General features: G+C 65.6%; 14 protein-coding genes and 1 pseudogene. 2 read left to right on the top strand and 13 right to left on the bottom strand.

Features of this window, described 5'->3' with window-relative positions; all coding sequences use genetic code 11:
- Positions 1-553 precede the first annotated feature (553 nt).
- On the top strand, positions 554-1,285 hold the full coding sequence (locus tag CWO91_RS30385) for an SDR family NAD(P)-dependent oxidoreductase (protein ID WP_130218890.1): 732 nt from the start codon (positions 554-556) through the stop codon (positions 1,283-1,285).
- Positions 1,286-1,481: 196 nt separating this feature from the next.
- Here the strand turns inward: CWO91_RS30385 and CWO91_RS30380 are convergent, their stop codons facing one another.
- From CWO91_RS30380 to phnG, 9 genes are read right to left on the bottom strand one after another with little or no spacing between them, the layout of a single operon-like run.
- On the bottom strand, positions 1,482-2,093 hold the full coding sequence (locus tag CWO91_RS30380) for a pyridoxamine 5'-phosphate oxidase family protein (RefSeq protein WP_130218888.1): 612 nt from the start codon (positions 2,091-2,093) through the stop codon (positions 1,482-1,484).
- Between the two features lie 22 nt (positions 2,094-2,115).
- Positions 2,116-2,712 carry a phosphonate metabolism protein/1,5-bisphosphokinase (PRPP-forming) PhnN gene (gene phnN, locus CWO91_RS30375; protein ID WP_130218886.1) on the bottom strand — a complete coding sequence of 199 codons (597 nt, stop codon included), beginning with the start codon at positions 2,710-2,712 and terminating at the stop codon, positions 2,116-2,118.
- Entirely contained in the window at positions 2,709-3,866 is a 1,158-nt protein-coding gene (locus tag CWO91_RS30370; RefSeq protein WP_130218884.1) for an alpha-D-ribose 1-methylphosphonate 5-triphosphate diphosphatase, read from the bottom strand. The genes phnN and CWO91_RS30370 overlap by 4 nt, the downstream gene beginning before the upstream one ends.
- 5 nt (positions 3,867-3,871) lie before the next feature.
- Positions 3,872-4,570, bottom strand: coding sequence for a phosphonate C-P lyase system protein PhnL (gene phnL, locus CWO91_RS30365; protein WP_165405826.1), 699 nt, complete (start codon positions 4,568-4,570; stop codon positions 3,872-3,874).
- 22 nt (positions 4,571-4,592) lie between these two features.
- Positions 4,593-5,405: a phosphonate C-P lyase system protein PhnK gene (gene phnK / locus CWO91_RS30360; protein ID WP_433995587.1), complete on the bottom strand. Its 813-nt coding sequence runs from the start codon at positions 5,403-5,405 to the stop codon at positions 4,593-4,595.
- On the bottom strand, positions 5,398-6,288 hold the full coding sequence (locus tag CWO91_RS30355; protein ID WP_130218880.1) for an alpha-D-ribose 1-methylphosphonate 5-phosphate C-P-lyase PhnJ: 891 nt from the start codon (positions 6,286-6,288) through the stop codon (positions 5,398-5,400). Before CWO91_RS30355 ends, phnK begins: the two co-directional genes overlap by 8 nt.
- The gene (locus CWO91_RS30350; RefSeq protein ID WP_130218878.1) at positions 6,285-7,400 is read right to left on the bottom strand and encodes a carbon-phosphorus lyase complex subunit PhnI; all 1,116 of its coding nucleotides are present in this window, start codon (positions 7,398-7,400) and stop codon (positions 6,285-6,287) included. Before CWO91_RS30350 ends, CWO91_RS30355 begins: the two co-directional genes overlap by 4 nt.
- A 3-nt stretch (positions 7,401-7,403) precedes the next feature.
- A complete protein-coding gene (gene phnH, locus CWO91_RS30345; RefSeq protein WP_165405825.1) occupies positions 7,404-8,012 on the bottom strand; it encodes a phosphonate C-P lyase system protein PhnH in 609 nt (202 codons plus the stop codon).
- A 4-nt stretch (positions 8,013-8,016) separates the two neighbouring features.
- Positions 8,017-8,430 carry a phosphonate C-P lyase system protein PhnG gene (gene phnG, locus CWO91_RS30340; RefSeq protein ID WP_165405829.1) on the bottom strand — a complete coding sequence of 138 codons (414 nt, stop codon included), beginning with the start codon at positions 8,428-8,430 and terminating at the stop codon, positions 8,017-8,019.
- A 157-nt stretch (positions 8,431-8,587) separates the two neighbouring features.
- On the opposite strand from phnG, the gene phnF reads away from it, so the two are divergent.
- Positions 8,588-9,319: a phosphonate metabolism transcriptional regulator PhnF gene (gene phnF, locus CWO91_RS30335; protein WP_130218876.1), complete on the top strand. Its 732-nt coding sequence runs from the start codon at positions 8,588-8,590 to the stop codon at positions 9,317-9,319.
- Positions 9,320-9,439: 120 nt separating this feature from the next.
- Here phnF and phnE (CWO91_RS30330) read toward each other — a convergent pair whose 3' ends face one another.
- The 4 genes and pseudogenes from phnE (CWO91_RS30330) to phnC all read right to left on the bottom strand — a co-directional run bounded on the left by phnE (CWO91_RS30330) (position 9,440) and on the right by phnC (position 13,049).
- The gene (phnE, locus tag CWO91_RS30330; protein WP_130218874.1) at positions 9,440-10,288 is read right to left on the bottom strand and encodes a phosphonate ABC transporter, permease protein PhnE; all 849 of its coding nucleotides are present in this window, start codon (positions 10,286-10,288) and stop codon (positions 9,440-9,442) included.
- Positions 10,285-11,169, bottom strand: coding sequence for a phosphonate ABC transporter, permease protein PhnE (phnE, locus tag CWO91_RS30325; RefSeq protein ID WP_091899078.1), 885 nt, complete (start codon positions 11,167-11,169; stop codon positions 10,285-10,287). Before phnE (CWO91_RS30325) ends, phnE (CWO91_RS30330) begins: the two co-directional genes overlap by 4 nt.
- 75 nt (positions 11,170-11,244) lie before the next feature.
- Complete coding sequence (phnD, locus tag CWO91_RS30320; protein WP_130218872.1) at positions 11,245-12,180, bottom strand: phosphonate ABC transporter substrate-binding protein; 936 nt, start codon at positions 12,178-12,180, stop codon at positions 11,245-11,247.
- Between the two features lie 60 nt (positions 12,181-12,240).
- A pseudogene (phnC, locus tag CWO91_RS30315) lies at positions 12,241-13,049 on the bottom strand (phosphonate ABC transporter ATP-binding protein).
- Positions 13,050-13,147 lie beyond the last annotated feature (98 nt).

The following is a 13,147-nucleotide window of genomic DNA, read 5'->3' as shown; positions in this document are numbered from 1 at the left end:
CGGGCGGCGCGCTCGGCCTCGCGCGCCGAACGGAACTGGCGGCCTTCGAGACTGTCGAACAGGCGCTCCGAGGAGAAGAAGCGGAAGCCGCGCGCGTCTCTGGTGATGATGCCGGCGGCGCGGTCTTGGATCTCGATGATGTAGGCGTTCGATTGGGCTTGGGACATGACTGCTCGTTCGCCGAGGTTTCGGCGTTCCTGTCTTGAGATTTGCGGGATGCTGCTAGGAAGCGGTCAGCAACAACAACAGGCGCCGGTGGCTGCCGAGAAACAGCGACGCGTCATGCACGCATGCATGTCGCCTGGATTTCGCTGGTGATCGGTTCTCATATCGCGGCTTTAGCTCATGGAGCAATTTCGATGCTGCGAATATCGAGCGATTGGCGCGATTGGTCAATGAAATGGCTATCCATATTTGGTAGCGGCACGCCGGGGCGCTTCTCCCGCAGGAAGCGCTGGCAGGCGGATTCATCTCGCGATGAGTTCAACACATGCGTCCGGCCCCGCATGATAGGCTTCTCGCCGCTACGAAGCAGAATTTGGGAGGTCCAGAGATGGCGGAAGACCTGAAGGGGCGCACGGCGCTCGTCACCGGCGGCTCGCGCGGAATTGGCGCGGCCGTCTGTCGCGCGTTAGCTGAAGCAGGCGCCGCGGTGGCGATCAACTGCCGCGAGCAGATCGGTCAGGCCGAAAAGCTGGCAGGAGAGATCAGCAAGCAGGGTGGCCGCGCGATCGTGGTCGCCGCCGACGTATCGCAGCGAGAGGCCGTGGCCGAAATGGTCGAGCGTGTCACGGCCGGGCTCGGACCGATCGACATCCTCGTCAACAATGCCGGCATCGCCATCACGCGCGGCGTCGATGATCTTACCGAAGACGATTTCGACCGCACTATCCTGGTCAACCTGAAATCCGTCTTCCTGTGCACGCAGGCGGTGCTGCCGTCGATGCGCGCGAGGAAGGGGGGGCGCATCGTCAACATCTCCTCGGGCGCCGCGCGCGGTGCCGGCTCGATCGGGCCGCACTACAATGCGTCCAAGGCCGGTCTGGAAGGCCTCACGCGAGGTTATGCGGCGCGCCTCGTGAAGGAAGGCATCACCGTCAATGCGGTGGCGCCGTCATTGATCGAGACCGACATGATGAGCGGCCAGCCGCAACTCGTCAGCCGCATCCCGCTCGGCCGCTTCGGCACGGCGGAGGAGGTGGCGAAGGCGGTGATGCTGCTGGTCGACAACGCCTACATGACCGGGCAGACCATCGCGCTGAGCGGCGGCATGGCGTTTAACTAGAGAGGCTGGCACCTGTGGCGCACACCCTCTTCCAAGTTGGGGAACGCCGTAGGGTGGGCAAAGCGGAGCGTGCCCACCATTTCTATCGCGGTATTGGATAGGCGGTGGGCACGGCGCAAGTGCGCCTTTGCCCACCCTACGATTCCGAACCCGCGGAGAGGTACCTCTCTCCCGCAAGGGGAGGGGGAAAGAACACTCACCACATCGTCGCCGCAGCGCGCTCTGGCCAGATGCGGTCGTACTCCGCGCCGCCGACTTTGTTCTCGCTCATCTCGGCGAGGATCTGGCCGGGCGTCGGCAGGGTCTTGGGATCGACGCGCTTGTCGGGATTCCAGAGGTCGGAGCGGACGATGGCGCGGGCGCACTGGAAATAGATCTCGTCCACACTCATCACCATGACGCTGCGCGGCGCCTTGCCTTCAACCTTGAACGAGGCCAGCAGTTCGGGATCAATCGAGAGATGGGCGCGGCCGTTGGCCCGAACCGCATTGCCGGAGCCGGGAATCAAGAACATCAGCGACACCCTGGGATCGCGCACGATGTTGCGTAAGGAATCGACCCGGTTGTTGCCGCGGCGGTCCGGCAGCATCAGCGTCTTGGGGTCATGGATGCGGACGAAGCCGGGCAGATCGCCGCGCGGTGAGCAGTCGATCCCCTCCGGCCCGATGGTCGCGAGCGCCGCGAACGGCGCCTTTTCGATGTAGATGCGATAGAGCGGCGTGACATGGTCGGCGACTTTCACGGTCGAGGCATCGTTGGTGACGCCGTAAATGGCCTCCAGCTGTTCGACCGTTTCGATCACCGACATTCCGCTCTCCTGATTGGGCTGGTTATTCCTGCCAGCCTTCGTTCCTGATCACGCGCAGGAGCTGACGGCCATGATAGTCCGCGCTGCCGGCGTTGAGGATGGTGACATCGGCCTGCGCCTGCGCATGATCGACGCTGCGCGACAGCCGTTCCGTGATGTTGCCGTCGCTATGTCGCGCCCGCGCGGCAAGCCGCTGCGCCAGCACGTCCGGCGGCGCGGTGATCGCGACCACCACGACATTTGCATAGGTTTGGCGCAACGCGCCGATCACCGTGCGCGACACGTTGACGACGACCGTGCGTCCGGCACGGATATCGTCGTTGATCTCAAGCGGCAGCGCGTAGGAATGTCCGTGCGCCTCCCAGTGCACGGCGAAATCGCCACGCTGCTGCGCGCGGCGGAATTCGTCGGGACCAAGCGCAACATTGTCTTCGTGACCGGAGGATTCCCGCGTCACGAGGCGGCGTGGAAAGACGATATCGTGATCCTCACTACACGCCGCCTGCGCCAGGCGCAGCAGCGTATCCTTGCCGGCGCCGCTGGGACCAACCACGAGCACCAGCCGCCCGGGTCCGATCGCGCCCGCCGCGTCCTGCGCCATGGCCGCGGTTTCGCTCATGCGACCCGGCTCCCTTCGCGCCAGACGCTGCGGACGACGGGAACGCTGCCGGCCACATGCACGCGGATCAGGTCGGCGCGCTTGCCGATCGCGACCTCGCCGCGATCGGTGAGTCCGACTGCATCGGCAGGCGCCTTGGTCACGGTGCGGATCGCCGACGGAAGGCTGATCGCGGGCACATGCTCGGGCAGCTGCAGCGCACCCATCAGCAGGCTCGACGGGATGTAATCCGATGACAGGATATCGAGCAGGCCTTCACGCGCGAGATCGACCGCGGCGATGTTGCCGGAGTGGGAGCCGCCGCGCACGACGTTGGGCGCGCCCATCAGGATGTCGATGCCGGCCTGGTGCAGACCGCGCGCGGCCTCCAGCGTGGTGGGGAACTCCGCCACGGCGACGCCGTCGCGCACGGCGTCCGCGACGTTCTCCTCGGTGGTGTCGTCGTGGCTCGCCAGCGGAATCTTGTGCTGATGCGCCAGCGCAACGATCTCGCGCATGTTGGTCGCGGCATATTGCTTCTGGTACTCGAAGCGCTTTGCGAACAGCTCGTCGAGCTCGGCATCGGTCTTGCCGCCGCCCTTGCCGCGATAATAGTCGCGTAGCTTCACTTCGTCGCGGAACTGGCGCTGGCCGGGGGTGTGGTCCATCAGCGACATCAGCTTGACGTCGGGACGGTCGATCAGCTCCTTGGCCTCCTCGACGACGCTCGGCATCGGGATTTCGCAGCGCAGATGCAGGAAATGATCGGCACGCAACAGGCTGGCATCGCGCGCGGTCGTGATTGCGGCGGCGAGCACGCCGGCGCGGCCATCGACTTCCTCGGCGCCCTCCTCGCGCCAGACCCGGAGCGAATCGAACACGGTGGTGATGCCCGAGGTCGCCAGCTGGCCGTCATAGGAGATGACGGCGGCGACCGGATTCCAGAACACCTTTGGCCGCGGCACGTAATGCGCTTCGAGATGGTCGGTGTGAAGCTCGATCAGGCCGGGCATGATGAGGTCGCCGCCGGCATCCTCGGCGCCGGCGGGCGCCCTGCCCTCGCCGATCTCGGCGATGCGTCCGCCCGCGAGCGCAAGCCAGCCCTGCTCGATCACCCGGTCGGCCAGCACGATCCTGGCGTTGGCGATGACGGTGTCCTTGGCGTTCATATCCATTCCCTTCAGGCCGCGGCGGCGAAGCTGGTGACATCGACGATGCGGTCGGCAATCAGATGACGTATTTCGTCGTCATGGACAATGGCGACCATGGCGACGCCCTGGCGCTTCTTTTCAGTGACCAGCTCGACCACGACGGCGCGGTTGGCGGCATCGAGCGAGGCGGTCGGCTCGTCCAGCAGCAGGATCGGCAAATCCGAGATGAAGCCGCGCGCGATGTTGACGCGCTGCTGCTCGCCGCCGGAGAAGGTCGCGGGCGGAAGCTGCCAGAGCCGCTCGGGGATGTTGAGACGGTGCAGCAGGCTGCCTGCGCGCTGCTGTGCTTCAGCGCGCGCCAGGCCGTTGACGATCAGCGGCTCTGCGACCACGTCGATTGTCGCAACCCGCGGCACTGCGCGCAGGAACTGGCTGACATAGCCGATGGTGGAGCGGCGGACGTTGAGCACCTGTCGCGGCTCGGCACTGGCGAGATTGATCAGCGCGCCGCGATGGCGGATGCCGATGCGGCCGGAGTCGCAACGGTAATTGCCGAAGATCATCTTCAGGATCGACGATTTGCCGGCGCCTGATGGCCCTGACAGCACGACGCACTCGCCGGGATCGACGTGGAAGGTCACACCGCGCACGACAGGCAATTCGATGCCGCCTTGCAGGTGCATCGTAAAGGTCTTCTGGGCGTCAGCGATGTCGATCATGGCAGTCATTGGGAGGCTCACGTTGGGACGCTCATGGCGGCAGAATCGAGGACACGAGGAGTTGGGTATAGGGCTCGCGGGGATCGTCGAGCACTTGGTCGGTGAGACCGGTCTCGATGACGCGGCCGCCCTTCATCACCATCACGCGGTGCGACAACAGCCGCGCCACCGCAAGATCGTGGGTGACGATGATGACGGCGAGGTGCAGCTCGGCGACGAGGCTGCGCAGGAGGTCGAGCAGGCGGGCCTGCACGGACACGTCGAGCCCGCCGGTCGGCTCGTCCATGAACACCAGCCGCGGCTCGGTGACGAGGTTGCGGGCGATCTGGAGGCGCTGCCGCATGCCGCCGGAATAGGTGCGCGGCGCATCGTCGATGCGCGCGATGTCGATCTCGACCCGCGTCAGCCAGTCCGACGCGGTATCGCGGATGCGGCCATAGTGATTCCAGCCGACCGCCATCAGCCGCTCGCCGACATTGGCGCCGGCGGAGACTGCCATGCGCAGGCCCTGCGCGGGATCCTGGTGCACATAGCCCCAGTCGGTGCGGAACAGGAAGCGCCGCTCGGCTTCGCCCAGCGTCGTGAGATCGCGGGTGACGCCGTCGCGCATCCGGTAGGAGACCTGGCCGGCGCTCGGCGCGAGCTGGCCCGACAGCATTTGCAGCAGCGTCGACTTGCCTGACCCGGACTCGCCGACGACCGCCAGCACTTCGCCGGGATAGAGCGCGAAGGAGACGTCGCGGCAGGCGGCGATGCGGCCGAAGGACTTGCTCAGCGACTCCGCGACCAGCAGCGGCTGGTCGTTTTCGAGCGTATCGAGATCAGCCAAGTCTTGATCAACCATGTGAGCCCGCCTTCTCCTTGTACGGCGCGGCGCTCAGGCTGCCGTGATGGCCGGCGGCCTGCCGGCCCTCGCAATAATCGGTATCCGAGCAGACGAACATGCGTCCGCCCTTGTCGTCGGTGACGATCTCGTCGAGATAGGAATTCTCCGCGCCGCACAGCGCGCAAGGCGCGTTGAAGCGGTAGGGCTCGAACGGATGGTCCTCGAAATCGAGCGACACCACCTGCGTGTAGGGCGGGATCGCATAGATGCGCTTCTCGCGGCCGGCGCCGAACAATTGCAGCGCCGGACAATTGTCCATCTTGGGATTGTCGAATTTCGGCGTCGGCGAGGGATCCATCACGTAGCGCGCGTTCACCTTCACCGGATAGGCATAGGCGGTCGCGATGTGGCCGAAGCGGGCGATGTCCTCATAGAGCTTGACATGCATCAGCCCGTACTCGGCGAGCGCATGCATGCGCCGCGTCTCGGTCTCGCGCGGCTCGAGGAAGCGCAGCGGCTCCGGGATCGGCACCTGATAGACCAGCACCTGGTTCTCATTCAGCGCCGTCTCCGGGATGCGGTGACGGGTCTGGATCACGGTCGCATCAATCGTCGCCGTGGTCGTGGCGACGCCCGCGGTCTTGGCAAAGAACTTCCGGATCGAGATCGCGTTGGTGGTATCGTCTGAGCCCTGGTCGATCACCTTCAGCACGTCCTGAGGTCCGAGGATCGCTGCCGTCACCTGCACGCCGCCGGTGCCCCAGCCATAGGGCATCGGCATCTCGCGGCTGGCGAACGGCACCTGATAGCCGGGGATCGCGATCGCCTTGAGGATCGCACGGCGGATCATCCGCTTGGTCTGTTCGTCGAGATAGGCGAAATTGTAGGCGGGCGCGTTCATTCCGCGGCCTCCTTCATGGCATCGGGCGCTTTGGCCTCGGCAAACGTTGCAGCGAATTCTTGGCGCAGCTTGCGGAGCAGGCCGAGCTCGGACTGGAAGTCGACATAGTGCGGCAGCTTGAGATGCTCGACGAAGCCGGTCGCCTGCACGTTGTCCGAATGCGACAGCACGAATTCTTCATCTTGCGCCGGGGCGAGCGCCTCTTCGCCGAGCTCGCGAGCGCGCAGCGCACGATCGACCAGCGCCATCGACATGGTCTTGCGCTCGCTCTGGCCGAAGGCGAGGCCGTAGCCGCGGGTGAAGCACGGCGCTTCCGTCGCCGATCCCTTGAACTGGTTGACCATCTGGCACTCCGTGAGCTCGATCGAGCCGAGCGGCACGGCGAAGCCGACGTCCTCGGCAAGGAATTCGACCTCGACCTCGCCGAAGCGGATCTCGCCGGCGAAGGGATGGTTGCGGCCATAGCCGCGCTGGGTGGAATAGCCCATCGCCAGCAGAAAGCCCTCGTCACCACGCGCCAGATTTTGCAGGCGCAGGTCGCGATCCGCCGGAAAATTCAGCGGCTCGCGGGTGAGATCGCCGACGCCGGCGCCGTCCTCGGCCTGCGGCGAGGACTCGATCAGTCCGTCCCGGCCGAGAATGTCCGTCACGCGCGGCGTAGCCGCGGTCGAGGCCTCGGCTGTCACCGGCGCTTCCGGCACAAAACCTTCGGCAAGCGAGGGATCGAGCAGACGATGGGTATAGTCGAAGGTCGGCCCGAGGATCTGGCCGCCCGGAATGTCTTTGAAGGTCGAGGACACCCGCCGCTGCACCCGCATCGCGCCGGTGTCGACCGGCTCGCTCGCGCCGAAGCGCGGCAGCGTGGCACGGAAGGCGCGGACCAGGAAGATCGCCTCGATCAAATCGCCGCGCGCCTGCTTGATCGCGAGCGCCGCCAGCTCGCGGTCATAGAGCGAGCCTTCGCTCATGACGCGATCGACGGCAAGGCCAAGCTGCTCCGAGATCTGGCCGAGCGTGACTTCCGGAACGCTTTGGTCGCCGCGTCGCGCATTGGCGAGCAGGCGATGGGCGTTCTCGATAGCGCGTTCGCCGCCTTTGACTGCGACATACATGCTTCAGCTTCCTTTACTCACGATGCGCGTGGTGCGGGGGATCGCGACCACGGCATCATCGGCGACCAGCACCACATCGAGGCCGCGCGGAAACAGCGGCTCGTTGAACCGCAGGCGGTCGAACAGGTCGAACGGCTTGACCGACGCCTGGAGCGTGGCGACGCCGTCGATGCCGGGTCCGCGCAGCTCGAAGCTGCGTCCCGAGCCCAGGCTATCGACCTGGAGGATCAATGTGGTCGAGCGATCCGGATATTCGTTGGTGCCGAGCGCGAAGCGCTCGAGCGGCGGAAGCGCGGCGCCGTCGCTGATCAGCGCGAAGGTCGCAATCGACGTGTCCTGCACCACCGGCGCGCCGGTGTGGAAGTTGAGCCACTTCACCACGTCGGAATTTTGCGCCATGCGCGCATCGAGCCAAAGCGGGGTGTCGTGGTCGAACAGCGTCAGCGCGATCGCGGCCGTGCCGCGCATCATTGTGTCGGGCGCTCCGGCTGTCGGGACAATGCGCTGGACCGAGCCTGGCCGCGCCATCGCGTCCATCACTGAGCGGAAGGTCGATTGCGCCGACAACACTTTGTCGGCAAAGCCCGGCGGCAGTTCCGCAATCGTAGTCATGATCTCACCCCTCACCGCGCACCATGGTGTAGAAATCAACCTTCGTCGCCGCAGTCTCCGCCGCCATCTGCTGGCGCCTCGTCATAAGCTGCTTGCGCAACGGCGCGATCACGTCGCGCTCGACGGCTGCGCCGAAATCGCTGGACTGCACCAGCGCGTCGCACAGCGCGATCAGCCGCGCCTTTTCACCGTCGCGGCCGAGCGTGTAGCCGAAGCCGACCTCGCCACTGGCAAGCCGCACCGCCGCACGCGACACCGTGGCTTCGCCGAGGTTGAACGGCGCACCGTCGCCGCCGACCCGGCCGCGCAGCATGACGAGACCGTTTTCGCCCTCGCGCAGATCCTGATGGGCCGGCAGGGCTAAGTTGCGGAGGCGAGCGGCGATCTCGCCCGCCTCCGCGTGCGCCAGCACGGCCATCGCGGCCTTGCGCTGGGCTTGCTGGTTGTTGTGCTGGGTCACGGATTCACCGACCTTGCCGATTCTAAGTTGTCTATGATACTAGACAACTTCATAGAGGAGCGCCATGACTGTTTCGTGACAAAGGCGTGATTTCTGGGCTAGGCTGACGGGCGATATGAGCATGCAAGACACTGCATCGTCGGGCGTCGCGCTGTGGCGCCTCGTCGCCGACGGCATCGAGCGCGGCATCGCCGACGGCCGCTTTGCCGCCGGCGACAAGCTGCCGGGCGAGATGGAGATCGCCGAAACCTACCGCGTGAACCGCCACACCGTGCGGCGCGCGCTGGCCGCGCTTGCCGAGCGCGGCCTGGTGCGGGCCGAGCGCGGCAGCGGAACCTATGTCGAGGCGCAGAAGCTCGCCTATCCGCTGCGCTCGCGCACCCGCTTCTCCGAAATCGTCGGTGCCGGCGGCCGCGAGCCGCGCGGCCAGTTGATCGAGGCTTCGGATGACGTCGCGACCCGGGAGCTGGCGCGCGAGCTGGGCCTGAAGACCGGCGCGCCGCTGGTGCGGATCGAGGCGATCCGCCTCGCTGACCGCACGCCGATCTGCGTCTCCACCACCTGGCTGTCGGCGGAATTGTTTCCGGGCGCAGGCGCGGTGTTCGCCGCGACACGCTCGATGACGAAATTGCTGGAGCACTACGGCATTCGCGACTACCGCCGCGGCGCGACCCGGATCACCGCCGGCATCGTCGATGCGACCGACGCCGCCCGGCTCGATCTTGCGCTGGGACGTCCGATTCTGGTGGTCGATGCGACCGACCACGCTCTCGACGGCAAGCCGCTGGTGACCAAGCATTCGCGGTTCGCGGCGGAGCGCGTGGAGTTTCTGGTGGAGAACGGTTGAGCTGCGGATTCGTAGGGTGGGCAAAGGCGCGCCCTTCGCGCGCCGTGCCCACCATCTATCCTCATGTCTCAGCAGAAGCGGTGGGCACGCTTCGCTTTGCCCACCCTACGGCAGCTGGGATTAAGCGACAGCCCTTCGCCCGATAATGGCAAAGCGCAGCTTGCCCGAGATGAAATCGATCGCGGCAACCGCGACCAAAATCATCAGGATCAGGAACGACACCTTCTGCCATTCCAGCACGCGGATCTGCTCGGCGAGCTGGAGGCCGATGCCGCCGGCACCGACGATGCCGATGATGGTGGCCGAGCGGGTGTTGGATTCGATGAAATAGAGCACTTGGCCTGCGATGACAGGCAGGACCTGCGGCAGCAGGCCGAAGCGGATCTCGTGCAGCGCGCTGCCGCCGGAGGCGCGGATGCCTTCGACCTGCTTCTGGTCGGCGCCCTCGATCGCCTCCGAGAACAGCTTTCCAAAGGCACCGAAATCAGACACGGCGATGGCAAGCACGCCGGCGAACGGGCCGAGCCCGACCACATTGATCCACACCAGCGCCCAGATCAGCGTGTCGACACCGCGGATCGAATCGAGGAAGCGGCGAACCGGGAAGCGCAGGATGATTGACGGCACCACGTTGCGCGCGGCCAGCAGGCTGACCGGCAGCGCGAACAGCGCCGCCAGCGTCGTGCCCAGCAGCGCGATCGAGAGCGTCTCGCCCAGCGCTTTCAGATAGACCGGCAGCGAGGAGCCGGGATCGGGCGGGATCATCATCAGGCTGATCCAGCCGAGCTGGCTGAGACCGGCGAGGAACCGCGACGGCGAGAAGTCGAGATCGACCAGGCCGTAAGTGAGGATCGCGAACGCCGCGACGATCATCGCCGGCGTTGCAAGCCGCGCCGCGGCCGGCCGGTCGAACACATCGGGGTAGCGCGCGCGGATCTCTCGCGTGTCGACCTGCTGCGGCTTCGTCACGTCCGCGCCTCCTTGCCGAACAGGCGGCCGCGCAGCCAGCCGGTGGTGATGTCGATGATGAAGACGGTGACGATGATGGTGAGCAGGATCGCGCTGACGTCGGAGTAATAGAACTTGCGGATGGCGACCACGAGCTCCTGGCCGATGCCGCCGGCGCCGACAAAACCCATCACCGAGGCTTCGCGGACATTGATCTCGAAACGCAGCAGCGCGTAGCTGGCATAGCCCGCGGTCACCTGCGGCACCACGGCGAAGCGCATGCAGGAGAGCCAACTCGCACCGGTGGAGCGGATGCCCTCGACCGGCTTCATGTCGGCGTTCTCGACGATCTCCGAGAACAGTTTTCCAAGCGCGCCGGTGGAGTGGATCGCGATCGCGAGCACGCCGGCCATCGGACCAAGGCCGAAGGCGATGACGAACACCAGCGCGAACACGATGCCGGGAACGGTGCGGGCGAATTCGAGCAGGCGGCGCACGACAAAGCGCAGCCAGGGCGCGGGCGAGGTGTTCTCCGCCGCGAAGAAATTCAGGGCAAAGGCGAAGGTCGCGCCGATCAGCGTGCCGACATAGGAGATCAGCAGCGTCTCGCCCAGCATCCTCAGCCATTTGCGCCAGCCCCACAGCCACTCGCCGACATCGGTCCAGACCCGTTGGCCGCTGTCGAGCGTGAGGATGCGGTCGAAATAGCTGATGAAGTTGCCGAAATAGGTGAACAGCGTGCGCAAATTCACTTCGGCGCCGATCGCGGCGAGAACCAGCGCTGCGGCAAAGATACCGGCTCCCAACAGGAGTCGCCATCGCCTGCGCGCGACCGCCTGGCGATAGGCGGCATTGAGCACGGCAAGCTGCTGCTCGGGGAGGATCGAAACCGCGACCGTCATCTTGTCAGGGAGAATGGCCTGTAAAAAGAGAAAGAGCCGGGTCCGTCGACCCGGCTCGAGTAGCTCGTCCTGAGATCAGGACGCCTTCTTCTTACGCAGCGCATCGACGAACTTGATCAGCTCGATCGTGCCATCCCAGTCCTTGGTGGTAGCGGGATGAAAGCCTTTCTTCTGGCCGTCGGAGAGACGGTCGAATGCTGCCTTGTCCTTGGCCGGCGCGTCGAAGAACGCCTTGGCGATGGCGGCCTTGGCATCTTCCGGGAGATCCGAGTTGTAGGCGTAGGGGCCGTTGATGATCGGCGCCGACTTGTGGATGATGCGGAAATCGTCCTTTTTCATCGCCGAGCCGTCGGCATTCTTCAGCATGCCCTTGGTCAGCATCTGCGCCAGCGTCGAATCGTCATCGCTGGTCCACTGGTTGGCGGCAACGTCGACCGTGCCCTGCGCCAGCGCCAGCATCGCGTTCTCGTGGCTACCGGTGAAGACGACCTTGCTGAAATAGCTGTCGGCATCGTGGATGCCCATCTTGTCGAGCTCGAAGCGCGGCACATTGTTGCCGGAGGTCGAGTTCGGGTCGACGAGGCCGAGATTTTTGCCCTTGAGGTCATCGACCTTCTTGTAGGCGCTGCTCGCCTTGACGAAGAACACCGAATAATAGCCGGTCGAACCGTCGGCGTTGATGTCGTTGGCGAAGGCATCGGACTTGACGCCGGTCAGGCGAGCGCGCGCGAACGAGGCCGAGCCATAGCTCGCAATATGAATGTTGCCGGCGCGCTGGCCTTCGATGACCGCGGCGTAGTCGTTGGCGATGCGCAGCGTGACCTTCACGCCCAATTCCTTGGAGAGATAGCTCATGAACGGCGCCCAGCGCTCGGTGACGCCGGAGGCGTTCTCCGCCGGCACGACCGCGAAGGTCAATTCGGGATATTTGGCTTTCCAGTCGTCCGCGGAGGCGGAAGTCGTGAACGCGAGCGCGGCGGCGCCGGCAAGGATCAATCTGCGAGTGATCATGATACCCTCTTCATCGGTTGGGGTCGGTTGACGCAAAGACTTGAACTAAACAGGCGAGGCTCAGGCCGCCGCTGCCGTCCCGAGTGCCGGAACGCCCTCGGGCGTCGGGACAGGCATGCCGCCCATGACGTCGGCGGCTTCGAGATCGTAGAGCTCGCGCGCGACGCGATCGGTCAGCGCGGACGCGCGCCGTCGAACACCACACGGCCCGCGGCCATGCCGATCAGGCGGTCGCAATAGCTGCGCGCCAGATCGAGCGAATGCAGATTGCAGAGCACGGTGATGCCGAAATGCTTGTTGATGCGCAGCAGCGCATCCATCACGATCTTGGTGTTGCGCGGATCGAGCGAGGCGATCGGCTCGTCGGCGAGGATGATGTCGGGCTGCTGCACCAGCGCGCGCGCGATCGCGACGCGCTGCTGCTGGCCGCCGGAGAGCTGGTCGGCGCGCTGGGCGGCGAGCGCGGCGATGTCGAACTGCTCCAGCGCGGACATCGCCAGAGCCTTGTCCTGCTCGGGCCAGAGCTGCGACAGCGAGCGCCAGGCCGGCATCGTGGCGAGGCGCCCCATCAGGACGTTGGTGAGGACATCGAGCCGGCCGACCAGGTTGAACTGTTGGAAGATCATCGCCGAACGCGCCCGCCACTGCCGCAGCTCCTTGCCGCGCAGCGCGGTGACGTCGATGCCATCGAACGAGATGCGGCCCTCAGTCGGCGTTACCAGCCGATTGATGGTCCGCAGCAGGGTCGACTTGCCAGCACCGGACCGTCCGATCACACCGACGAAGCCGCCGGGGGAGACTTGAAACGAAGCGTCGTCCACCGCGGCTTTTGCGCCGAAGCGACACGTCAGACCTTCCACCACCAGCATGCAGGGCTCCAGATTAGCTGGAGCCCACCGCTAACGCCGGTGCTTAACACTTGTGTGACATCCCCGTTGCGGTGCGGCGATCCAACACACGTCGTCCC

The organism is Bradyrhizobium genosp. SA-3 (assembly GCF_004212635.1).
Classification (GTDB): domain Bacteria; phylum Pseudomonadota; class Alphaproteobacteria; order Rhizobiales; family Xanthobacteraceae; genus Bradyrhizobium.
The sequence above is the reverse complement of the archived record's forward strand: the minus strand, read 5'-3'. Positions and strand labels throughout refer to the sequence as shown.